At 41.8% G+C, this 23,104-nt stretch carries 18 protein-coding genes, 1 tRNA gene and 1 pseudogene; 6 read left to right on the forward strand and 14 right to left on the reverse strand.

Annotation, left to right across the window (positions count from 1 at the left end):
* Window positions 1–3: 3 nt before the first annotated feature.
* Both ACHLI0_RS11510 and ACHLI0_RS11515 read right to left on the reverse strand, forming a co-directional pair.
* On the reverse strand, window positions 4–597 hold the full coding sequence (locus ACHLI0_RS11510) for a hypothetical protein (protein WP_005928871.1): 594 nt from the start codon (window positions 595–597) through the stop codon (window positions 4–6).
* A gap of 259 nt (window positions 598–856) precedes the next feature.
* A tRNA-Leu gene (locus tag ACHLI0_RS11515) sits at window positions 857–940 on the reverse strand.
* 164 nt (window positions 941–1,104) lie between these two features.
* On the opposite strand from ACHLI0_RS11515, the gene ACHLI0_RS11520 reads away from it, so the two are divergent.
* The gene (locus ACHLI0_RS11520) at window positions 1,105–2,187 is read left to right on the forward strand and encodes a mannose-1-phosphate guanylyltransferase (protein WP_008765363.1); all 1,083 of its coding nucleotides are present in this window, start codon (window positions 1,105–1,107) and stop codon (window positions 2,185–2,187) included.
* Between the two features lie 88 nt (window positions 2,188–2,275).
* Here ACHLI0_RS11520 and ACHLI0_RS11525 read toward each other — a convergent pair whose 3' ends face one another.
* Both ACHLI0_RS11525 and ACHLI0_RS11530 read right to left on the reverse strand, forming a co-directional pair.
* On the reverse strand, window positions 2,276–3,925 hold the full coding sequence (locus ACHLI0_RS11525) for an AMP-binding protein (protein ID WP_011108477.1): 1,650 nt from the start codon (window positions 3,923–3,925) through the stop codon (window positions 2,276–2,278).
* A 33-nt stretch (window positions 3,926–3,958) separates the two neighbouring features.
* Window positions 3,959–4,534, reverse strand: coding sequence for a helix-turn-helix domain-containing protein (locus tag ACHLI0_RS11530; protein WP_008761981.1), 576 nt, complete (start codon window positions 4,532–4,534; stop codon window positions 3,959–3,961).
* A gap of 373 nt (window positions 4,535–4,907) precedes the next feature.
* On the opposite strand from ACHLI0_RS11530, the pseudogene ACHLI0_RS11535 reads away from it, so the two are divergent.
* A pseudogene (locus ACHLI0_RS11535) lies at window positions 4,908–5,357 on the forward strand (hypothetical protein); the annotation flags it as partial.
* A 22-nt stretch (window positions 5,358–5,379) separates the two neighbouring features.
* Here the strand turns inward: ACHLI0_RS11535 and ACHLI0_RS11540 are convergent.
* The gene (locus ACHLI0_RS11540; protein ID WP_490748799.1) at window positions 5,380–6,702 is read right to left on the reverse strand and encodes an IS4 family transposase; all 1,323 of its coding nucleotides are present in this window, start codon (window positions 6,700–6,702) and stop codon (window positions 5,380–5,382) included.
* A gap of 170 nt (window positions 6,703–6,872) precedes the next feature.
* Here ACHLI0_RS11540 and ACHLI0_RS11545 point away from each other — a divergent pair, with 170 nt between their 5' ends.
* The gene (locus tag ACHLI0_RS11545; protein WP_490749204.1) at window positions 6,873–8,015 is read left to right on the forward strand and encodes a hypothetical protein; all 1,143 of its coding nucleotides are present in this window, start codon (window positions 6,873–6,875) and stop codon (window positions 8,013–8,015) included.
* 146 nt (window positions 8,016–8,161) lie between these two features.
* Window positions 8,162–8,998 carry a hypothetical protein gene (locus ACHLI0_RS11550; RefSeq protein ID WP_490749205.1) on the forward strand — a complete coding sequence of 279 codons (837 nt, stop codon included), beginning with the start codon at window positions 8,162–8,164 and terminating at the stop codon, window positions 8,996–8,998.
* 81 nt (window positions 8,999–9,079) lie between these two features.
* Here the strand turns inward: ACHLI0_RS11550 and rpsO are convergent, their stop codons facing one another.
* Entirely contained in the window at window positions 9,080–9,349 is a 270-nt protein-coding gene (rpsO, locus tag ACHLI0_RS11555) for a 30S ribosomal protein S15 (RefSeq protein WP_008761978.1), read from the reverse strand.
* A gap of 156 nt (window positions 9,350–9,505) precedes the next feature.
* On the opposite strand from rpsO, the gene typA reads away from it, so the two are divergent.
* Window positions 9,506–11,305 carry a translational GTPase TypA gene (gene typA, locus ACHLI0_RS11560; protein ID WP_008761977.1) on the forward strand — a complete coding sequence of 600 codons (1,800 nt, stop codon included), beginning with the start codon at window positions 9,506–9,508 and terminating at the stop codon, window positions 11,303–11,305.
* Window positions 11,306–11,434: 129 nt separating this feature from the next.
* On the opposite strand, the gene ACHLI0_RS11565 is transcribed toward typA, so the two are convergent.
* The 3 genes from ACHLI0_RS11565 to pckA form a co-directional block, all read right to left on the reverse strand.
* Entirely contained in the window at window positions 11,435–11,959 is a 525-nt protein-coding gene (locus ACHLI0_RS11565) for a chromate transporter (RefSeq protein ID WP_008765360.1), read from the reverse strand.
* Window positions 11,956–12,513, reverse strand: a complete 558-nt coding sequence (locus ACHLI0_RS11570) for a chromate transporter (protein ID WP_234120181.1) — start codon at window positions 12,511–12,513, stop codon at window positions 11,956–11,958. Before ACHLI0_RS11570 ends, ACHLI0_RS11565 begins: the two co-directional genes overlap by 4 nt.
* Window positions 12,514–12,644: 131 nt before the next feature.
* Complete coding sequence (gene pckA / locus ACHLI0_RS11575; RefSeq protein ID WP_008761973.1) at window positions 12,645–14,252, reverse strand: phosphoenolpyruvate carboxykinase (ATP); 1,608 nt, start codon at window positions 14,250–14,252, stop codon at window positions 12,645–12,647.
* Between the two features lie 281 nt (window positions 14,253–14,533).
* On the opposite strand from pckA, the gene upp reads away from it, so the two are divergent.
* A complete protein-coding gene (gene upp, locus ACHLI0_RS11580; RefSeq protein WP_048693380.1) occupies window positions 14,534–15,187 on the forward strand; it encodes a uracil phosphoribosyltransferase in 654 nt (217 codons plus the stop codon).
* Between the two features lie 6 nt (window positions 15,188–15,193).
* On the opposite strand, the gene ACHLI0_RS11585 is transcribed toward upp, so the two are convergent.
* From ACHLI0_RS11585 to ACHLI0_RS11605, 5 genes are all read right to left on the reverse strand, one after another.
* Window positions 15,194–16,066 carry a helix-turn-helix domain-containing protein gene (locus ACHLI0_RS11585; RefSeq protein WP_490749206.1) on the reverse strand — a complete coding sequence of 291 codons (873 nt, stop codon included), beginning with the start codon at window positions 16,064–16,066 and terminating at the stop codon, window positions 15,194–15,196.
* Window positions 16,067–16,105: 39 nt separating this feature from the next.
* Window positions 16,106–17,743 carry an MFS transporter gene (locus ACHLI0_RS11590; protein WP_234120182.1) on the reverse strand — a complete coding sequence of 546 codons (1,638 nt, stop codon included), beginning with the start codon at window positions 17,741–17,743 and terminating at the stop codon, window positions 16,106–16,108.
* Window positions 17,744–17,748: 5 nt separating this feature from the next.
* Window positions 17,749–18,840, reverse strand: a complete 1,092-nt coding sequence (locus tag ACHLI0_RS11595) for an HlyD family secretion protein (protein WP_055221594.1) — start codon at window positions 18,838–18,840, stop codon at window positions 17,749–17,751.
* A 24-nt stretch (window positions 18,841–18,864) separates the two neighbouring features.
* Complete coding sequence (locus tag ACHLI0_RS11600; RefSeq protein ID WP_165938068.1) at window positions 18,865–20,190, reverse strand: TolC family protein; 1,326 nt, start codon at window positions 20,188–20,190, stop codon at window positions 18,865–18,867.
* Window positions 20,191–20,526: 336 nt separating this feature from the next.
* Window positions 20,527–23,058, reverse strand: a complete 2,532-nt coding sequence (locus ACHLI0_RS11605; protein ID WP_113748089.1) for a YfhO family protein — start codon at window positions 23,056–23,058, stop codon at window positions 20,527–20,529.
* Window positions 23,059–23,104: the final 46 nt, after the last annotated feature.

Raw genomic sequence — 23,104 nt, forward strand, 5'->3', positions numbered from 1 at the left:
AGATTATTTTTTCTTAGAAAGAGACTTCTTCTTAGTTCTTGTCACAGACTTTCCTAAAGCAATTAATGAAATTTGTTCTTTTCCCTTGGAGGTAATGGAAAATTTAGTTTTATTTAGTGCTGTAATATATTCTGCTTTAAGCAAATTATTAAGTGCTGAAGATAAATTTTTAGTTCGTGTAGGCGTATGAATATCATATTCTTTATAACCATCTATCAAAGCTAATCTCTCAACTGGTTGAGTACCTTTATTAGATTTAAAATAAAAAACTAATAATAAAATATCCATTTCACTTTTCGCAAATCCTTTAGTCATTAGCTCATATATTGAAGGAACATCTGGCTCACAGTTATCGACTTCCACCACTTCTTGAGAGTGTGGTATGTGTGATTCAATTTGGGCAAAAGTGGTAGGTGTCAAATTGGAGACATTAGCTTGATTAGAAATAGAACTTATAGCATTATTTGTCTCTATTAGTTCAAATCTATCCAGCAAGTGTTTAATTACTCTTACCTTTGCATTATTCTCAATCAAAGAAAGTGCTTTTGCACATTTAGCAATAGCTTCTGATTCTAAATCGTCATCGTAAACTCCCATAATTAGATTTATTTTGTGCAAAAATAATTAGTTTTTTTTTCATTACGAAATATTAATAAAGATAATTGCGAATTTCAGTTAAGCATAAAATACATCCATACCCCTACCTTTCATTTTTCTTCTTTAGAAGAAGAGTTCTATAGTATATACCGAACCAATTCTTATAACAAAGTAGTTGACTTAATATATCAGCAAACCAACGAGTTACGAGGGACAGAAAAGAAAAGCGGAGAGAGTTTTTCAACTTTCTCCGCTTCAGTACCCAGACCCGGGGTCGAACCGGGATGGAAGTGAATCCACTGGTGTTTGAGACCAGCGCGTCTACCGATTCCGCCATCTGGGCATGCTTGATTTCTCAATTGCGGTGCAAAGATACGACAATATTTTGATTCCACAATAGTTTGAGAAAAAAAAGGAGCAAAAAATAATAAAACATGTCCCAAAGGCTTCTGTATTTAGAGAATAAACCGTACATTAGCAAAAACATTTAAAAATAGAGTCACTATCATGACAAACATGGATAATTATTGTGTGATTATGGGTGGTGGTATTGGCAGCCGCTTCTGGCCGTTTAGCCGCAAAACATTACCCAAACAATTTCTTGACTTCTTCGGAACCGGTCGTTCACTCCTGCAACAGACCTTCGACCGCTTTCAAAAGGTAATCCCAACCGAAAATATTCTTATTGTCACCAATGCAATGTACGCTGATCTGGTGAAAGAACAACTTCCCGAATTGGATGAGAAACAGATTTTATTGGAACCTGCAAGAAGAAATACCGCTCCATGCATCGCATGGGCTGCCTATCACATCCGCGCTTTAAACCCGAATGCGAATATCGTCGTTGCTCCCTCAGATCATCTGATTTTGAAAGAAGAAGAATTCCGTGCCGCAATCATTAAAGGACTGGAATTCGTTTCTCACTCCGAGAAGTTACTGACACTAGGCATCAAGCCCAACCGTCCTGAGACCGGATATGGCTATATACAAATTGACGAACCAACCGGTGATGGCTTCTACAAAGTAAAAACATTCACCGAAAAACCGGAACTGGAATTAGCCAAAGTATTCGTAGAAAGCGGTGAATTCTACTGGAACTCCGGATTATTCATGTGGAACGTCAATACCATCATTAAAGCCGCAGAAATCCTCCTTCCCGAATTAGCATCCAAACTGGCACCGGGAAAAAATATCTATGCTACAGATAAAGAAACAGCATTTATTGAAGAAAACTTTCCCGCATGTCCCAATGTATCCATCGACTTTGGCATCATGGAAAAAGCGGACAACGTATATGTATCTTTAGGCGATTTTGGCTGGTCTGATCTGGGCACATGGGGATCACTCTACGACTTATCAGAAAGAGACAGGGAAGGCAATGTGACTTTAAAAAGTCATTCTTTGATCTATAATGGAAAAGATAATATGATCGTACTCCCCAAAGGGAAGCTCGCCGTGATCGATGGCTTGGAAGGCTATCTGATAGCCGAATCGGACAATGTCCTGCTAATCTGCCGTAAAGACGAAGAACATTCTATCCGCAAATACGTGAACGATGCCCAGATGCAACTGGGAGACGATTTCATTTAAGAACGAAGAACTAAAAAAAGAAGAATGAAGAATTGCTATGCAGCATACAGCGCAGCTAATTCTTCATTCTTCTTTTTTAATTCTTTATTTAAATAATTTCTATTCCTTGCTCCTTACAAAGCTGCAATCCAAGATCTTTCAATCTGAATTTCTGAATTTTACCGCTGCCTGTCATCGGGAACTCCTTCACAAAAAAGACATATTTCGGTATCTTATAACGGGAAATCTTATTCTTACAGAAGTCACGAACGTCCGACTCATGCATTTCAACTCCTTCCTGCAAGATGATAAAAGCACCAACTGCTTCACCATATTTCTTAGAGGGAATTCCTGCTACCTGAACATCCTTTACCCCATCAAGCTTATAAAGGAATTCTTCGATTTCACGCGGATAGATATTTTCACCACCACGAATAATCATATCCTTGATACGCCCTGTGATCCGGTAATTTCCGTCCTCATCTTTAATACCTAAGTCGCCCGAATGCAGGAAGTTATCTTTATCAATCACTTCAGCCGTAGCTTCCGGATTCTTATAATACCCTTTCATCGTATTATATCCACGATTGCACATTTCGCCTTGTACGCCTACCGGACATTCTTCGCCGGTTTCAGGATCAATCACTCTGACTTCCGTAAATTCGAAGTCGCGCCCTACCGTATTACAACGTACATCAAACGAATCATCGATGCGGGTAGCGGTCATACCGGGAGCGGCTTCAGTCAGTCCATATACGCTGGTAACCTTCATGTACATCTTCTCTTCTACCTGTTTCATCAGTTCAACCGGACACAACGAACCTGCCATTATACCGGTACGCAGACAAGACATATCAAACAGGTCGAACATCGGATGGTGCAGCTCGGCAATAAACATCGTAGGCACCCCATAAAGAGCGGTACAGCGTTCCTTATGAATGGAAGCCAACACGACCAACGGATCAAACCGCTCTACCATCACCTGTGTACACCCATGAGTCAGACAGTTCATCGTAGCCAACACCACTCCAAAACAATGGAATAGCGGCACACAACAACAGAGTTTGTCATCCGCCGTAAACTTCATGTGTTCGCCGGTCAGAAAACCGTTGTTGGCAATATTATAATGAGTCAGCATCACTCCTTTCGGGAAACCGGTAGTTCCTGATGTATATTGCATATTCACTACATCATGACAGTCTACTTTACTTTTAAGTTCAGTCAGGCGGTCATCTTCCACATTATTCCCTAGCAGCAAGATTTCCGCAGTATTATACATTCCCCGATGTTTCTCCTGACCGACGTATATCACATTCTTCATATACGGAAAGCGTTCACTCTTCAAATGACCGCGTTCGCAGGTTTTCAGTTCAGGAAGCATCGTATACGTCATTTGCACAAAGTCGCTGTCCTTTTCGCCATTGACGATACAAAGTGTATGCATATCGGAATTCTGGCAAAGATACTCAAGCTCGGCCTGCTTATAATTCGTATTCACCGTGACGTATACCGCACCAATCTTGGCACAAGCATACAGCAACGTCAGCCAATCGGGCACGTTCGCCGCCCAAATACCGACATGAGTACCACGTTCCACACCAACAGCGATCAGTCCTTTCGCCATATCATCCACGCGCTGGTTTAGCTGGCTCCATGTAAAACGAAGATTACGGTCGGAATAAACGATATATTCCTTATCGGGAGTCTCTTCAGCCCAATGTTCCAGCCATTGCCCAAGAGTACGTTCAAATAATTGCATGCGATTATTCTTAATATTTGGTATCAGATTTTATTAAATCGGAGTGTAGACTACAGCCAATATTTTAGCAGCCTGCCCTTCGTAAGCATGTACATGATGTGGAACGATAGAATCATAGTAAATACTATCACCTTCTTCCAGCAAATAGGTATTCTTACCATAGCTGATTTCCATAACCCCTTCCATAACCATGATAAACTCTTCTCCTTCATGCGAAGAAAGCACAAAGTCGCTGTCCTCTGTCGGCATCACGTCAATGATAAACGGCTCCATGTGACGATCCGCTTTCGATTTAGACAATGAATGATATTCCATGTGCTTGCGTGAATGAATCGCATTATTGGAAAAGCTGATGGCATCTTTAGCCTCTTTTTTACGGCATACCACAGGCCCGATTTCATCCTGATCATCCAGGAAAGTGCCCAGACGTACCCCCAGCACACGCGCTATTTTAATCAGCGGTGCAAGAGACGGTATATCGATGTTATTTTCAATTCGTTCGATCTGCTCGATAGCCAAACCCGAACGCTGTGCCAATTCCTCTATACTTATTGATTTATCTTCCCGGAGCGCTTTAATTTTCTCTCCAACAATCTTACTCGTATCCATATTGAAAGTTTTTTAGTTAGCAAAGGTGATAAATTAGAATAATTTGGTTGCAAAAATAGCAAAATCTTTAGATGAACACAATTATAATCCTAAAATATCTCCAGTAATATATCTCTTTTCACCTACTCCCCTATAAAATGAATAAAGTGATTATATAGTCTGGAGATTAACACTAATTAAACTCGGAATTTTCATATTATCATTATTTTTTCTTTTCTTGTAAAATCATAAGTAGTTATTGTTAAACCTCTAAATATATAGCTTATGAACACACACAATCAATTCACAAGTAGTAAAGAGAGAATCCAACAAGTATAGTTATGCTAACACTCGACGTTCCCCTACCTTCAAATTACTGATCACTCAAAATACAATGAGAATACGCTCCATAATCATCATTTTCTGCCTCCTATCAAGTATAGCCGTGCAAATCCATAGCCAGCAAGTTGCGGATTCTATATTCGCAACTTACTTTGCCCGTTCACAAGCCTACGCTGATGCATATCCACGCGAGAAAGCCTATCTGCACTTGGACAACACCAGTTACTACATCGGAGACACAATATGGTATAAGGCATACGTAGTAACGGCCGAGCAAAACCAGCCTAGCCCAATCAGTACCCCACTTTATGTAGAACTATTAGACCAACTGGGAAATACTAGCGAACGACAAATCATACAGTTGCGGGATGGAGAAGGAGAAGGGCAATTCATACTGACCAAAGCCTTATTCTCCGGTTTTTATGAGATTAGGGCCTATACGAAGTGGATGTTGGCATTCAGTGAAAAGCAATATTTCTCGCGTACGATCCCTGTATATAGAAACTACCCTTTATACACAAGTCTTATCTGATAAACTCATACAGTTCAAACTGTGTATAAAATCTATCCAGTCCATTCTTAAAGGTTATATATCCTGGAATGGACTGGCTCTTGTATGCACTCCATGCTCCTAACCTTGCAATAATCCATGCTGCCCATGCCATTGATTCTTTTTTATATGGATTTTGCTGTATTTTTGTATTTCCCTCACTCTTTTTTCCTACTATATGTAATAATTCTATTTCTTTGCTTGTAAAGTAGATTTCTGAAGAGAGTTTTTCATCTTCTTTATCAAAAGAAAGTTTGAGTACCATCACCTGCAGGGCTGCCTGCAAGGAAATTAAGATTAGTTTTTGTAATGCCGAAACTGTTTCCAACTGTGCGTCCTCAATCATGAATCCCTTTCTTTTGAGCACTCTGAACAACTCTTCAATCAGCCATCTACAACGATACCAACCGATACATTCAATTGCTTGTTCTACAGTCTCCACCACATGTGTAGTTAGCAGTCTCCATTCAATAGGGCTCTCATTTACCGGTGTACTGGAAGATTTTTCTTTAACATGTATGCAATAAAGACTAACAGGGGGACTGCCCTTTGCCGGACCGTTAACAGGAGCGCACAAGGTGACTCTTTCAAAGCGAAGTTCCATGCACGCTACCCGTTTCTTACGTCCGCTTCCCGGGAGCACTTCAAAGCTATACTCTGCCCGTAGAACAGCCTGCTCCATTAATGTATTCAGATGGAGAGAACAGTCTGGATCATCCAACCGACAATTCCTTTCATGAACAGAACGTATCAGCAAGTGAACATTATCAGCAGGGATACGGCTGAAAAGTTCAAAAATGTCCGCTTCACGGTCACCGATGATCGTTTTAACTGCATCCCGGGGCATTTGCTCACTGGCAGCCATTCCACTTTCTATCCAACGATATGACTCTTTTTCTTCTATAGGCTGATATCTGTAATTACGTTCTTCACGACTTAAAGCATCCGGTGAGCGATTCCACTGCTTGACCGAAGAAAAGCCTATAGGAATATGGCTGGAGCCATCCACTACCAAGACAGGATGCAAAAAAGTACCACATTGCCTTTGACCGACAATGCCGGGACTGGCTGTTTTTTTCTTCATTCGCTCAACATGAGCCTCATAGTTTATCTCCGAGGTATCTTGAATACACAGTAAATGCTTACGACCGGAAGCATTCTTACAGCAAGTTTGTATCAGACCTGATAAGATAGCATCAGAACTGACTGAGGAATTGTTCAAAAATCTATAAGCACCCATCTTTTCTTTATGTTCCTTACTAAATTGATTCACTATAGCACTTTGATGGACAACCATCTGAGAGCAAATTAAGTTTAAACGTCGCAAAAGCCGAGGATCACGAATTTGATCTGTCTCTAATAACATCAAGCAAAGATAAAAAAAATAATATATACTTGTGTATAAAGGGTAGATATAGAAAACGGAGAAACGAAGTAGACGAAAACCGGAGCATCATCACTTACCGAATGGATGAATCTATGAAGCAACGTCCGCGTTCAAAAGAAAAAGATTTCATGATTCGATTCTTCCCGGAAGGTGGACAATTAGTAGAGGGAGTACCTTCAGTCGTTGCATTCGAAGCGACAAGTAAAGAAGAAGGTACAGTAGGCATTTCAGGAACTGTTTATGGCCCGGATGATGTAGAACTTGCACAATTTACAACTCTCCACGACGGTATGGGATGCTTTACATACACCCCTACAGACAAACAAGCCAAAGCTGTAGTGACCTATCAAGATAAAAAATACTCATTTCAGCTACCGAAGGCTTTACCCCAAGGATATGTGCTAAATGTGACGTCTAAAGAAAAAGCATTAGTCATCAAAGTTCTCAGAAATTCGACAAGTCTCAAAGATACACTGGCTTTATTCATATCACATCAAGGACGTCCGCTCATGTATCAGACCATTGATTTTAAAGATCAAACAGTATATCATCTCCCGTTATCCACTCAGGGATTGCCGGGAGGAGTCATACAACTCTCTTTAATGAATAGCAATGGGGCAACATTATGCGAGCGTTTTTGCTATGTGATGCCTTCTCCATCTTTACAGTTAACAGCCACATCCACCAATGCATTATACTATCCTTTTGAACCAATTGAGTATCATATCTCAATGAAAAAACATACAGGTCAACCAATACAAGGACATTTCTCCGTAGCGGTCCGGGATGCTTTAAAATCAGACTTCCAACGGTTCGATCAGACAATTTACACAGACCTTTTACTTACATCAGATCTGAAAGGATACATTCATCAACCTGGATATTATTTCGCAAACAATTCTCCCAGACGAAGAGTGGCATTAGATAATCTGTTGATGATTCACGGATGGAGAAAATATGATATAAGCCAAGCCATCAGTGCCACTCCAGAAATACCAATCTATCTGCCGGAAACGAGACTGACTCTGCATGGGCAGGTAACATCTTTTCTGAGAAACAAAGAGCAAAAAGATATCTCTGTAAGCGTCATTGCCCGGAGAGATACGATATCAGCAGCAGGTACTACGGTCACAGACTCTTTGGGGTTCTTCCACATTCCAATGGATGCCTTCAATGGTTCCATGAGTGCGGCTATTCAAACTCACCGTAAGGAAAAAAGCTGAACCGGAAAACAAACATATCACTTTTCCGTAACTTTACACCCGAACTACGCAAATACGCTTACGAAGAGCTACATCCTAAATGGGAAGATATTAGCGGACTCAGTTGGTGGAGCAGTCTCTCCGACTCTCTTTATCTAGATTCAATTATGGGACACGACACTCATTTGTTGGATCAGGTAACGATTAAAGCCAAACGTACGAAATACAAAAAAATTCTAGCTTTCGAGCAATCTGTAAGAGCTTATTATGATATCCCTAAGGAACTGGATCGAATGCGCGATGAAGGAAAATTCATGGACTATTTCCCTTGGCTAATGACCACATTAAATCCCAATATTCAAGTGAAGTCTAAGTGGAAGGGAGATCCACCATTTATAACCATGAAATACAAGAATCATTATATACTATGCGTCATAAATGGAGTTCTTTACTCAACATTTGATCGGGAGCTTTTTATAGATAAAAATATCGATGCGATAAAATCTGTTATGATTTGCGACGGCACGACAGCAAGTGCCGGAATTGATGACGACAGCGCTTATCACCTGAGCGACGAAAGTCTAAAAAATCACATGGAAACTTCCAGACTTTCTCCCTTTGAAGAAAAAGCTCTCAAAAGTTATCTGAACAACACAACTCCCTATAATCAACCGGGAAATCAATTTGCAATTTGCTATATCACTACCATCGACAATTGGGACCCGGAAAAGAAGTACCAATCACGTGGTATCCGAAACACACAAATCCAAGGTTACTCCCAACCTATTGAATTTTATTCACCCTATTATCCGGATATCAGTAAAGGACAAGGCAATGACCACCGCCGTACAATCTATTGGAATCCTAAAGTTACCACCGACAAAAATGGAGAAGCCATCATTCGCTGTAATAATGCGAACTCGTCTACATTCCTGACAATTAGTTGTGAAGCACTATACAACGGACAGCCGACTGCAATCAATGTGCACAGCATAAAATACTAATCCACCCTTCATTGAAAGCCAATAAAAAAAACCGTTCCTCGATGTGAGAAACGGTTTTTAATCTTTTCGCGACAAGTTAGATTACTTACGCAAACCAAGTTCTTTAACAATAGAACGATATCTTGTGATATCTTTGTCCTTCAGGTAATTCAGCAAACGGCGACGTTTAGCTACCAACATTGTTAAAGCTCTCTCTGTACTATAATCTTTTCTGTTGAGCTTCATGTGCTCAGTCAGGTGAGAAATACGGTAGGAAAACAAAGCTATCTGCGCTTCAGTTGAGCCAGTATCAGAGTTAGACTTCCCGTACTTTCCAAAGATTTCTTGCTTTTCAGCTGCGTCTAAATACATAATTTTTAGAATTTTGATATAGTAAATTATTCTTTTGAGCGTGCAAAGATAGACATTATCTTTATATCTCACAACGTTTTACAAGAAAAAAATGGGGCTATTGCATTTATTTCTAATCCTATTTTCGTACCTTTGCAGCCAAATAATAGGTATTATATGCAAAATATTCGAAACATTGCAATCATTGCCCATGTTGACCATGGGAAAACAACGCTGGTTGACAAGATGTTGCTGGCCGGAAATCTATTCCGCAGCAATCAAAATAGTGGTGAACTTATCCTGGATAACAACGACCTGGAACGTGAACGTGGTATAACGATCCTTTCTAAAAATGTATCCATCAATTACAACGGTACTAAAATTAACATCATTGATACTCCGGGACACAGCGACTTCGGTGGTGAAGTAGAACGCGTATTGAATATGGCAGATGGCTGCATTCTGTTAGTCGACGCTTTCGAAGGTCCGATGCCCCAAACACGTTTCGTACTTCAGAAGGCACTGGAAATCGGTTTGAAACCAATCGTGGTAGTAAATAAGGTAGATAAGCCTAACTGCCGCCCTGAAGAAGTTTACGAAATGGTTTTCGACCTGATGTTCAGCCTCAACGCAACAGAAGACCAACTGGACTTCCCCGTTATTTACGGTTCCGCCAAAAATAACTGGATGAGCACAGACTGGCAAAAGCCGACAGATACCATTACCCCGCTGCTGGATTGTATTATTGAAAATATTCCTGCTCCCGAACAATTGGAAGGTACTCCGCAGATGCTGATTACTTCTCTGGATTATTCTTCTTATACCGGTCGTATTGCCGTAGGTCGCGTACATCGCGGTACCTTGAAAGAAGGAATGAACATCACGCTGGTAAAACGTAATGGCGATATGTTCAAATCTAAAATTAAAGAGCTTCATGTATTTGAAGGTTTGGGACGTGTAAAGACAAACGAAGTTTCATCAGGAGATATCTGTGCATTGGTAGGTATCGAGGGATTTGAGATCGGAGATACAGTCTGCGATTTCGAAAATCCGGAAGCATTACCGCCAATCGCTATCGACGAGCCGACGATGAGCATGCTATTTGCCATCAATGACTCTCCGTTCTTCGGAAAAGACGGTAAGTTCGTGACTTCACGCCACATCCACGACCGCCTGATGAAAGAACTTGATAAGAATCTGGCACTCCGTGTAAGAAAGAGTGAGGAAGACGGCAAATGGATTGTTTCCGGCCGTGGCGTACTTCACCTTTCTGTATTGATCGAGACTATGCGTCGTGAAGGATACGAACTGCAAGTAGGTCAACCACAGGTTATCTTTAAAGAAATCGACGGCGTCAAGTGCGAACCGATCGAAGAACTGACAATCAACGTACCGGAAGAATATTCAAGCAAGATCATCGATATGGTTACCCGCCGCAAAGGTGAAATGGTGAAGATGGAAAATACAGGCGAACGTATCAACCTTGAATTCGACATGCCTTCACGTGGTATCATCGGTCTTCGTACCAACGTACTGACCGCTTCTGCCGGTGAAGCTATCATGGCACACCGTTTTAAAGAATATCAGCCGCACAAGGGAGAAATCGAACGCCGTACCAATGGCTCCATGATCGCAATGGAAAGCGGAACTGCTTTTGCCTATGCCATCGATAAATTGCAGGATCGCGGTAAGTTCTTCATCTTCCCGCAGGACGAAGTATATGCAGGCCAGGTAGTAGGGGAACACTCCCATGACAACGACCTGGTTATCAACGTTACAAAATCCAAAAAGCTTACCAACATGCGTGCTTCCGGATCTGATGACAAAGTTCGTCTGATTCCGCCTGTTCAGTTCTCACTCGAAGAGGCATTGGAATATATCAAAGAAGATGAATACGTAGAGGTAACTCCGAAAGCAATGCGTATGCGCAAAGTCATTCTGGACGAAATCGAGCGTAAACGCGCGAACAAATCGTAAGCAATAACCCGAGATAATGCAGAAAGCCCGCCGGATTTTATCTAGCGGGCTTTTTCTATTTCCAGTTCATGCATATTAAGCAACTTCTTTACGATCCAGTAGCCGACCCTAGCTTTATAAAAAGTTTTTTTAATACAAGATCACCCCCACCAGACCTGCCAGACAAATCAGCAGAATAGGATGCAAATCCCATTTCCAGGTGATAAGGAATGCCCCAGCAAAGATTCCTATACTTTTATAATCAATAAAATTCTCCCTGTTCATCATCAACAAGGCAGCCGAGGCAATCAATGCCACTGACATGGGAAGCAAGCCGGACATCGCTGCTTTTATATATTTATTATCCTTGCATTTCGCAAAGAAATAGGAAATGAGCAATACGAGAATAAAAGAGGGCAGACACACCGCCACAGTAGCGAGTACCGCTCCCCATACACTGTGCGTCACTGCATAGCCCACATAAGTAGCACTATTAATTCCAATCGGGCCCGGAGTCATCTGCGAAATAGCCACTACATCCGTAAATTGTTGGGGAGTCAGCCATTGGTGGAGATCTACAATTTCATGCTGAATCAACGAAAGCATCGCATAACCACCTCCGAAACCAAACGTACCTATCTTCAGATACACCCAAAGTAACTGTAAATATATCATGCCTTTATATCTTTAATCTTATTTTTCAACCACAGAGTATACACTAATCCACCGGAAATCCCCGCCAATACCACATAAATAGGAGAAAGCCCGAATTGCCAGATCAGCACTGTGGCAATCACAGGAGCTATCAGTTGCACATACTTCAAATGCAAAGCTCTGACCGCAGATATACAAGGAAACAAAATCAGCGCCACTACAGCCGGACGTATCCCGTTAAAGATACGAATCATCACCTCATTGTCCTGAAAACGAGCAAAGAACATGGCAATCAACATCATAATGACAAATGAAGGGAGAATAGTCGCCAACGCACAAACCAGACTTCCGCTAACCTTATGAAGTTTATATCCCACGAAAATGGATATATTTACCGCAAAAACTCCGGGCAACGATTGAGTCAAGGCAAACATTTCCATAAATTCGTCCTTGCTCATCCAGTTTTTCTTTACTATTTCCTGTTCTATCAAAGGAATCATAGCATATCCCCCGCCAATGGTAAACATACCAATTTTCGCGAATGTACAAAAGAGTTTTAAATAAGTAATAATCATGTATTTATCTGCGTTTTATCGAACATAATTCAGATTAACAAAGATACAAAATCACCTTCATATAAACAAAAAAAGGCGGTCCCGAAAGGAACCGCCCACATTTTGCATTACATATCTATTGCCTAAGAGGCTTAGAGTTTCGGACCAGCAGCAACTAAAGCCTTACCAGCTTCGTTACCTGTAAATTTAGCGAAGTTCTTGATGAAACGTCCAGCCAAATCTTTTGCTTTTTCTTCCCATTGGCAAGCACATTCGTAAGTGTCGCGTGGGTCAAGGATCTTCGGATCAACACCCGGAAGTTCTGTAGGAACAACAAAGTCGAAGTAAGGCATAACCTTAGTAGGAGCTTTGTCGATAGAACCGTCAAGGATAGCGTCGATGATACCACGAGTATCTTTGATAGAGATACGTTTGCCGGTACCATTCCAACCAGTGTTAACCAAGTATGCCTTAGCACCAGTTTTTTCCATCTTCTTCACCAGTTCTTCACCGTATTTAGTTGGGTGCAGTGACAAGAAAGCAGCACCGAAACAAGCCGAGAATGTCGGAGTCGGTTCAGTGATACCACGTTCTGTACCAGCCAATTTAGCTGTAAAACCAGACAAGAAGTAATATTTAGTTTGTTCTGCGTTCAGGATAGATACCGGAGGCAATACACCGAATGCGTCAGCTGACAAGAAAATAACTTGTTTAGCGTGAGGACCTTTAGACACCGGTTTAACGATGTTTTCGATGTGATAGATAGGATAAGAAACACGAGTGTTTTCAGTTACTGACTTGTCAGCGAAGTTGATTTCGCCTTCAGCGTTAACTGTACAGTTTTCCAACAAAGCATCGCGTTTGATAGCATTCCAGATGTCCGGTTCACTTTCTTTATCCAAGTTGATAACTTTAGCGTAGCAACCACCTTCGAAGTTGAATACACCTTCGTCATCCCATCCGTGTTCGTCATCACCGATCAACAAACGTTTCGGGTCAGTAGACAAAGTAGTCTTACCTGTACCTGACAGACCGAAGAAGATAGCTGAGCTCTTGCCTTCTTTATCTGTGTTAGCAGAGCAGTGCATAGAAGCCATACCGTTCAAAGGCAATAAGTAGTTCATGTAAGAGAACATACCTTTCTTCATTTCACCACCGTACCAAGTATTCAGAATAACCTGGATCTTTTCAGTCAAGTTGAATACAACTGCAGTTTCAGAGTTCAAGCCCAGTTCTTTGTAGTTTTCAACTTTAGCTTTAGAAGCGTTCATGATAACGAAATCAGGTTCACCGAAGTTAGCCAGTTCTTCAGCTGTCGGACGGATGAACATGTTTGTTACGAAGTGAGCTTGCCATGCTACTTCCATGATGAAGCGCAGTTTCAAGCGAGAGTTTTCGTTAGCACCACAAAAAGCGTCAACTACGAACAGTCTCTTGTTAGAAAGTTCTTTAGTTGCCAAATCTTTCACAGCTGCCCAACATTTAGCGTCAACTGGTTTGTTGTCGTTTTTGTATTCTTCAGAAGTCCACCATACTGTATTTTCGCTGGTTTCGTCTTTTACGAAGAATTTATCTTTAGGAGAACGTCCTGTATAAACGCCAGTCATTACGTTTACAGCGCCCATGTTAGTTACCTGGCCTTTTTCAAAACCTTCCAAACCTGGTTTTGTTTCTTCAGCGAACAAAACGTCATAAGACGGATTGTGCACAATCTCGGTCACACCTGTGATACCGTACTTGCTTAAATCTAAATTTGCCATTTTTTTTGAATTAATTAAAATTGGTATTTCGTTTTATTATCTCTTTTCACCTGAACATGAGGAGCTTTGGGTGCCTCCTTGTAAATCCGGGTACAAAAGTAATACTTTCTTTGAAAAGGAAGAAGGGATTAGAGAAATTTTTCCCTAATTGAATCTCTTTTATAAATTCCTAACAATATCTGCAAACTGAATATTGCAATTTGAAAGATTATCGTTTACTTTGCAAGCCAGAACGTTCTCAATACGATGAAAATGAGATTAAATTATGATTAAACTATAATATGAAAGTAATTGATTTTAGCCAAACAAATTCGATTCTAAACCAGTACATATCCGAAATCAGAAATGTAGAAGTTCAGAATGACCGCCTGCGTTTCCGCCGTAACATTGAACGGATCGGAGAAATCATGGCTTACGAAATGAGCAAAGAGTTCCGATACTCAGTAAAAAACATCCGGACACCACTGGGCATTGCTCCCGTCAGCACACCGGACAACCAGCTTGTCATCAGTACCATCCTCCGCGCCGGCCTTCCTTTTCACCAAGGCTTCCTAAGCTATTTCGACGGAGCAGAAAATGCATTTGTGTCCGCCTATCGTAAATATAAAGATACCCTGAAATTTGATATACATATAGAATATATCGCATCTCCGCGTATTGACGACAAAACGCTGATTATCACCGATCCGATGCTGGCTACAGGCGGCAGTATGGAACTGAGTTATCAGGCCATGCTTACCAAAGGCCATCCCGCCGAAATTCACGTAGCTTCGATCATTGCCAGCCAACATGCAATCGATCATATTAAGAACGTATTTCCCGAAGACAAAACAACCATCTGGTGTGCTGCCATCGATCCTGAAATCAATGAACATTCCTATATTGTACCGGGGCTGGGCGACGCAGGCGATCTGGCTTACGGAGAAAAAGAGTAATTTCGATTAAAGATTCCTTCGATATTGCTGCGGCGACATCCCCATTTGCTTCTTGAAGAATGTGCCAAAATAAGAAGCATTGGGGAAGCCGAACTCATTGGAAATCTCCTGAATATTTTTTTGCGTATTCTTCAACAAAGAGATACACTTACGGATAATCGCCTTGAATACAAGTTCCTGCACCGTATACCCACAGATGCTTTTGGAAAGAGCCGAAAGGTATTTCGGAGACAGACAGAGTTTATCCGCATAGAATTCCACACTCCTTTCCTGCATATAATATTGCTCTATCAACTGGATGAGACGAACAAATATCTCATTTTTCCGCCCGCCCGTTTCTTGTCCGGCACTAATCAATTTACGGTTATAGACCGAACAAATACGATAGGTCAGTGCCAGCAGAAGAAGTTTCTGCTCATAAAGGCTAAACGCACTCTCCTCCATTTCCAGCACACTGTCTATCAAAGACATATACTTCATAATCTCATCTTCCTCGCCGGTATTCCATACACAAGAGAGTTCCGGAGTAAGTTTCGAATACATATACATGGAAACCACCGAGTTGCCGATAATATCACGTATCGGTTCTATCTGATAGGCAAGAATAAAAATTTCCACATCTTCGGTCTCCTGAAGTACTTGAAACCAAGATTCTTCATGAATAAACAAGGTTTCACCCGCCTTGGCTGAAGCGCACTTATTATCAAGAGAAAACTGGAAACTACCTTGCCGGCAGACAACCAAACCAAGCCCCTGCATCAGAAAAGGTTCTTTTAAAGAAGATGGAAAACAACTGAGCACACCTCCCGAACTGCATATATTCTTTCCGCTTTTCAGATCACAGTCAAGCTGTAATAAACGTTCCTGCTGAGTATCCATAACACTGACTCACTGATAAATTACTATTGAAAAACGATACTAAGTTAGCAATTTTCGTTTGGGATAAGGCACTACGAGCACAAAAATCATACAAATAACGCCTGCATAAATAGTCCACCCCGCCATTTCTTTCACAGCAGAGAGCGTAGCCTGCACCTGTATCCGCCCCTTGACGGACATGGCAGCCATGTTATGCGCTTCCGTTTCACTCTTTCCCTGATACTGCATTCCCTGCACGGTATTGGTATACGAAGCAGAAGCTTCGGGGTTTACCAGATCAACATTTTGTGCATAACGGGTAATATAATGTTGCTGGCGTTCCTGCAGTACATTTGAATAAATAGCCCCTCCGATCCCCGGTCCCAGTACCATACGGACGGTAAGCATAATGCAAATCCAGGTAGAAAGATATTTAAAAGGCATCCGCTGATTGGCATAAGCTGCTGTCAATGCATATAAAATCATCATTCCAATGGTACGAATAATTACGGGATACTTCATTCGTTCGTAAAGTCCGGCTGTCTGCACTTCAAAGTACATGAATCCTGCCGACAATGCCAGAAAGAAAAAGCCGAGAGCAAAAAGATATTTCAGATGCACCCCTTTAGACCCCAATACGATGGAAATCAAGGCACCGATAAAATAACCGACCATACACCAGTTTGCCAGCGATGCATTCTGTAAATTATCCAGGTGCATCCCGACTCCTGCATACACATTGACAAACATCGCACTGGAATTGATAATCATCAGCAGTAAATAAAGCAAAGCCCCCATACGAATGGTACGCAACCTCAGCGCCCCCAAAATAAAGTAGGAAGACCGCCGGGTAACATCCATATAAAGAAAAATCCCGGCAAAAAGGATACTGATCGCCGTTGCCCAGCAAATAGAGGTATCATCATACCAATCCAGCACCTTGCCATAAACCAGCACATAAGTGATGCACGTCAATGATACGCAAAATGCGGTCACATTGCCGAATTTGCGGAAATTGATGGGGAAACGTCCGGCGAAACCATGATTAGGCATCGTAATGAACAGTATCAGAATGGAAAGCAGCAGAATACCCATCATAAAATAGTATACATATTTCCATTCGTATTCGAAAGCCAGCCAAGCCGTTAGCGCCGTACCCATTTGCCCCAGGATCATAAAAAACAGATAAACTACCGGCTGGCTGACACATTTTTCGATATCCAGCTTATTCCATCCCGTCGCGTCTTTCGGTTCCATGCCGGGAGTAATATTACGCGTTGCCTCCATGCCAAAAGCATATTTGATCAGCGTAAACAGATTGACCATCATCAGTACCATACGCAGGAACCCTGTCAGCAGGCTGCAGAGTGCCAGCAAAAAGATACTGTCGGTTTTGGCACATACATAGCTGAATACATACATCAGTGCAAAACCTGCGATACACATCAGTTTCTCCCGTCGTATACAAACCAGTTCATACAAGAAGGGAGCAAATGCCGCCATACCGATGGAAGTCACAAAATTGGCAAACTGAATATGCTCGGAAATAATACCCAAGCCGCTCATCATCTCGATACTGTTCACAGAGTATACCCCGCCCACCGAAAGAATCGGCAGGAAAAAGAACAGCAGGATAATAATACCTATCGGTTTGGGCACCCAATTGTAAAAAGGATAATTTCTAGGACACGAAGGCATGGCTATCAGAGTTTAGCTTTTACTACTACCATCATACCCGCCGCCAGCTTATCATTGTCTTCCTTCGATAAATCCGTAAAATCAATACGGACAGGGATACGCTGCTGTATTTTCACAAAGTTTCCGGCAGAATTGTCAGTCGGCACCAATGAATATTTAGAACCCGTCGCCCCGGATATAGCAGTTACTTTGCCTGCAAATTCTTTCTTGCTGATGGCATCTACCGTGATAGCCACCTCCTGCCCGATGCGGAGATTCTCTATCTGCGTTTCTTTATAATTAGCAATAATCCATTTTTGTGTATCGGGCAGAATATATGTAATGCATTGCCCTGCTGTAATAAACTGCCCTTCTTCCAGAGAACGTCTGCCTAACTTGCCATCGCAAGGAGCCAGTACAACCGTATACGATAGATTCAGTCGTGCCATTTCAAGCGCAGCCGTAGCACGCTGAATGGCAGCTTCCGTATTCTCACGACGGTGAGATACTTCATTCACTCCCGAAAGAGCCGCCTCCCGCTGGCGCCTGGTTGCTTCCAGCTTCTTAAAGGTAGCTTCATACTCCGTTGTAATCTGTTCCAACTGGATAGGTGTCGCCGCATTTCGTTTGACCAGATTTTCATACCGCTGACGGTCTTTCTCCAATTTTGCCAGCCGGATTTCTATTTCAGCTATAGACGCATCATACACAGATGCAGTTGTTTGCGTAGTCTGCAAGGTAGCATTTATCACAGTGGCGCCTGCCTGCGCATCCTTCAGTGCAGCCTCAGCTTCCATCACCCGGATTTTATATTCGCGGTCGTCCAGCACCAGCAAGGTATCACCTTTGCGTACCTGCTGATGTTCCGTAAAATAAATCTTATTAATATAGCCCGATGCACGCAGATTGACAGGCGACACATATTGCTCTATCTGCGCATCATTGCTGGTTTCCGTCTGCCTATAGCCCAGAAAGAGAAAAACAATTTCAATTACTCCCCAAACAATTACAGCAACTCCAAACAGACTTACTACAATCTGCCAGCGGCGTAATTTTCTCATTTTCTTAGCTTTCTCCTGATGCGTACTAGAGACTGTATTATTTTCCTTTGTTTCCATATGAATGATTCAATTAGTTATCTGTTATTTGAACAGGGATGAGATCTGTCCGGTTAGTTTCAGTAACATCAGGTTGGTCACCCGATAATTATAATGTGCACTAATGTAGTTGTTCTGTGCCTCGCTCATCCGCATTTCATCCTGCAGAACTTCAGTCATTGAAGTGATTCCTTCCCGGTAGCGGTCGGTAGTAACCGTATACACTTCTTCGGCAAGCAGATAATTGTCTTTCTGTTTCTTAAAGTTCCGCTGGTTATTCATCAAGTCATTTACAGCATTCAGATACTGTGTTTGCAGATTCTTCTGTGTATCCAACCGTGAAAGTTTCATGGTTTCAATATCGATCATTGCTTTCCGGATCTTATACTTCTTATCCAAACCATCAAAAATAGGAATACGCAAAGTCAGTCCCACTCCATAAGAACGGAACCAATGATTGGACGGACCGGAATGAAACCAATGATAAGCCTCATCAGTATAAGCGGCAAACCTCCAGTTTCCCGTCAGATTGAGAGAAGGAATATAGCCATTACTGATCAATCGTTTCTGCCGCTCTGCCAGCTGCACCTGTGATTGAAGCAACTGAAGCTCATAGAGGTTTTCCGACAACCCGGTCAAAGCAACCGTAGCGATACTGTCCGTGTTTACCGGCAATAAACCGATTTCTTTTTCCGCCGGATAATCCATGATATACTTCAACATATTAAGTTGTTGTGTCATCATCGCCTGTGCATTGTCATACTGCACTTTCAGATTTTCCAGATTAATATTCACCCGCTTCAGATCAACTTCCATCGCCATTCCATTATCAAAGAAAGCCTGTGTGATATTTCTCAGTTCTTCCAATCGGGTGATATTGGCTTTTATCAATGCAATCTGTTCCGCAGTGACCTGTCCCAGATAGTACATTTTACTGATCTGCAAGATCAGATCTTCCCGTGCCTTTTCATACGAAAGCCGGCTCATCTCATCCACAATCTCTGCTATGGAAATCGAAGTATAGAGAGTCTGATTATAAAGCGGCATCTGCAATTCTACCCCGACATTGGCACCATATTGCAGCGTTCGGGTGATATTATAAGGTACTCCATAGGAAGAGCCGTCTGTTACTGAGACAGGCGGATCGATATTATCATTAAAGTTGGCAAAGCCATTGATTTGCGGCAACAACTTCACCCGATTCTCCGAAATGCCATACTTACTTTTCTGCATCGCTTTTCGTTTTCCCTGTAAAGAGAGATTGTTCTCAATCCCTATACGAAGGCAGTTCTCCAGAGTCAGAATATTCTGTGCGCCTCCATGAATGGCAGGGAGGCAAAAAAAGGTAAAAATGAACAATAGTCTTTTCATAATAATCGCTCTATATTCAGGCACAAATTTAATGGGTTGCGACAAAATGGGACTATCCATATATCGACTGTTTATGTTCATATTTTCCTTTTTCAGTCCTGATTTCCGCCTTAATTATTATAATGTCACTATATTAATAGACAAATCTTCGTCCTTTGTCGATTTCCTTTTCTTCTGTTTAAAGAACCACTTAACTTTGGAATATAAAATCAATTAACAGCAAAACAGCGTTTGTTTTTCATAATTTTTTAGTGAATGCATAAGCGGCTCTCTTCGGGATGAAGAGAGCCGCTTAAGGTATATAGAGTACAATATAGTACAAGATCAGAAAAAAGTTTAAGAGTTCTCAGCCTCCTTTTTTTTCGGAGTTGTTAACTTCTTCTTGCTGAACCAAATCAGAATCATCACCCCGATCAGCAATAAAGCCAGTGATGCATAAGCTATGCTTTCCGTTATATGCAAGCTCTGCGGGTCAAACCACATCTCAATCGTATGCTTGCCTGCGGGGACATTCATTACACGCAAGATATAGTCAGCACGGGCAATATCCACCGGCTGTCCGTCAATCTTGGCCTGCCAGCCCGGATAATAGATCTCAGAGAAAACAGCCACCCCATCCTTAGCAGAAGAAGTCTCATATACCAGGCGATTCGGTTCATAGCTGGTCAGACGGATGACAGACAAGGAATCCTTATAACCTTCTGTCACACCCTTCAACTGATCTTTAAACTTCGCATCGACCACTGCTGTCTCCCTTGGAAGAATATCATTCAGCGCATCAATCTCTTCATTTGCATTATTGACATACTGCACCTTATCCACAAACCAGGCGTTACCATACGCATAAGGGTTCTCAACAGGAACCGTCTGCCCTTGTTGTCCGGCAGGGAAGATAAAGTACTTCGTATTCAGCATATTCAGCACACGGAATTTAGAAGCGTCCACACTATCCATCGCACCGCCTGCGGCGGCAACTTCCTGATAGGCATCCTTCATTTCCGGAGTTATATGATGATCGATCATTTCCTGATAACGACGCAACTTGGCCGCATGATAACCACCCACACTCTTATGCCAATATGAGGTATTATTTTCATTGAAAGTATTGCCGGGAAATCCTACGAAATTCAACACCCGATAATTCAAAGCCGTATCCTGAAGAATTATCTCATCCGTCTGAGTTTTAACGAATGCTCCTGTCTGGTTTGACTTTGATACAAATTGTTCATCATTCAAATAGCGCTTATTGACAGTCCACATATCAATCAGACACAGAAGCACGATACCTGTCATAGTAAAAGAAGCCTTCAACTTTTTCTGCTGATAAAGGAATAATAAGAAGCATCCTACTACTATAATAAAGAAACTGCGCCATGCATCCGAAGTCAGCATCGCCTTACGCATTTCGGCCAGATTCGTAATAATTGGAGATAAATACTCAGCAGGCAGTCCTTGCTGCAGAGCTGCCATCTCTTGTGCCGGAATATAACTGGAGAAGAAAACTCCCGGGGCAACAGCCAGAATCAGTGAAACACCGGCTGTCAATACTAAAGTGATAATTACTCCTGTCCGATTTTCTTTCAACTTTAATATTTCCGGTTTAGCCAGCACTTCTTTTAAGGCAAAGACCGCTAATAAAGGTATCGTAAATTCAGCTATAACTAGGATAGAAGATACGGCACGGAACTTGTTATACATCGGTACATAATCGATAAAAAAGTCCGTAAGTCCCATAAAATTCTTTCCCCACGAAAGTAGAATAGAGAAGATGGTAGCTCCCAGTAAAGCCCATTTCAGCGGTCCTTTGACAATAAAGCACCCCAATATAAACAGAAACAAAACAAAAGCTCCCACATAGACCGGTCCGGAAGTCATGGGCTGATCGCCAAAATACTGTGTCAGCTGCGAATAGATGTTACTATACATCGGATTCGCTTTTGCCATAGCTGTCTCATTCTTGGATAACGGAACCGATGCTCCTCCCTTTACATTCGGAACCAGCAAAGTAAGCGTTTCACCAATTCCATAACTCCAGTTCGTTATATAGTTACGGTCCAGTCCGCTGCTGGTCTGATTAGCTGCAGGCCCTTCCTGTTTCAGTTCACTCTTCCCGCGCATAGTCTCCTTACTATACTCATAAGTATGGTATAGATTGGAGAGGTTCGCACACACTCCTATCATCGCAGCCAATGCCAGAACGGCACTTGCCTTGAAAAAATGTGGCAGTTCCTTCTTCTTATAAGCATCTTCAAAGTAAGCTCCTACAAAAAACAGGATGACAAACATGAAGTAGTAACTCATCTGAATATGGTTCGACTGAATCTGAAGCGCGATAAACAAAGCGGTAATAATCCCTCCCAACAGATATTTCTTCCGATAAGCCAGTACAATACCGGCAATCGTAGGCGGAATATAAGCCAATGTGACAAATTTCCAGATATGCCCTGCCGATATCAAAATAAAGAAATAGGAGGAGAAGGCCCAGATAATCCCCCCTAAAGCAGATAACCAGACAGATAGCCCGAATGCCCGCAAAAGGATATAAAACCCGAGCATCATGATGAAAGTCAGCACCACATAAGGCGGAAGATACAAATGATAGATGTTTTCTATCCACTTCAGCGGTTTGGTAGAATCATAACTCGGAGACATCTGATAGGTAGGCATGCCACCAAAAAGAGAGTTTGTCCAGCGGGTACGTTCTCCTGTACGTTCAAGATATTCCTGAGCTTCTTGACCGGCTCCCACTCCAGCCACCGTATCGTGCTGAAACAGAATACGACCTTCGATATCAGCCGGAAAAAAATAAGCAAAAGAAAGAATGATAAAAGCTAAAATAGCAATTAAGTCGGGAAGGAACTTCTTCATAAAATTGACAATTGACAATTGACAATTGACAATTGAAGGTCAACAA

The sequence above is a fragment of the Bacteroides sp. RCH18 genome (genome assembly GCF_058231005.1).

What these genes read in the sequence shown, in the direction of transcription:
- ACHLI0_RS11510 (WP_005928871.1), bottom strand. Translation starts at nt 597, where the DNA reads ATGGGAGTTTACGATGACGATTTAGAATCAGAAGCTATTGCTAAATGT.
- ACHLI0_RS11520 (WP_008765363.1), top strand. Translation starts at nt 1,105, where the DNA reads ATGACAAACATGGATAATTATTGTGTGATTATGGGTGGTGGTATTGGC.
- ACHLI0_RS11525 (WP_011108477.1), bottom strand. Translation starts at nt 3,925, where the DNA reads ATGCAATTATTTGAACGTACTCTTGGGCAATGGCTGGAACATTGGGCT.
- ACHLI0_RS11530 (WP_008761981.1), bottom strand. Translation starts at nt 4,534, where the DNA reads ATGGATACGAGTAAGATTGTTGGAGAGAAAATTAAAGCGCTCCGGGAA.
- ACHLI0_RS11540 (WP_490748799.1), bottom strand. Translation starts at nt 6,702, where the DNA reads ATGGTTGTCCATCAAAGTGCTATAGTGAATCAATTTAGTAAGGAACAT.
- ACHLI0_RS11545 (WP_490749204.1), top strand. Translation starts at nt 6,873, where the DNA reads ATGGATGAATCTATGAAGCAACGTCCGCGTTCAAAAGAAAAAGATTTC.
- ACHLI0_RS11550 (WP_490749205.1), top strand. Translation starts at nt 8,162, where the DNA reads ATGGGACACGACACTCATTTGTTGGATCAGGTAACGATTAAAGCCAAA.
- rpsO (WP_008761978.1), bottom strand. Translation starts at nt 9,349, where the DNA reads ATGTATTTAGACGCAGCTGAAAAGCAAGAAATCTTTGGAAAGTACGGG.
- typA (WP_008761977.1), top strand. Translation starts at nt 9,506, where the DNA reads ATGCAAAATATTCGAAACATTGCAATCATTGCCCATGTTGACCATGGG.
- ACHLI0_RS11565 (WP_008765360.1), bottom strand. Translation starts at nt 11,959, where the DNA reads ATGATATATTTACAGTTACTTTGGGTGTATCTGAAGATAGGTACGTTT.
- ACHLI0_RS11570 (WP_234120181.1), bottom strand. Translation starts at nt 12,513, where the DNA reads ATGATTATTACTTATTTAAAACTCTTTTGTACATTCGCGAAAATTGGT.
- pckA (WP_008761973.1), bottom strand. Translation starts at nt 14,252, where the DNA reads ATGGCAAATTTAGATTTAAGCAAGTACGGTATCACAGGTGTGACCGAG.
- upp (WP_048693380.1), top strand. Translation starts at nt 14,534, where the DNA reads ATGAAAGTAATTGATTTTAGCCAAACAAATTCGATTCTAAACCAGTAC.
- ACHLI0_RS11585 (WP_490749206.1), bottom strand. Translation starts at nt 16,066, where the DNA reads ATGGATACTCAGCAGGAACGTTTATTACAGCTTGACTGTGATCTGAAA.
- ACHLI0_RS11590 (WP_234120182.1), bottom strand. Translation starts at nt 17,743, where the DNA reads ATGCCTTCGTGTCCTAGAAATTATCCTTTTTACAATTGGGTGCCCAAA.
- ACHLI0_RS11595 (WP_055221594.1), bottom strand. Translation starts at nt 18,840, where the DNA reads ATGGAAACAAAGGAAAATAATACAGTCTCTAGTACGCATCAGGAGAAA.
- ACHLI0_RS11600 (WP_165938068.1), bottom strand. Translation starts at nt 20,190, where the DNA reads ATGAAAAGACTATTGTTCATTTTTACCTTTTTTTGCCTCCCTGCCATT.
- ACHLI0_RS11605 (WP_113748089.1), bottom strand. Translation starts at nt 23,058, where the DNA reads ATGAAGAAGTTCCTTCCCGACTTAATTGCTATTTTAGCTTTTATCATT.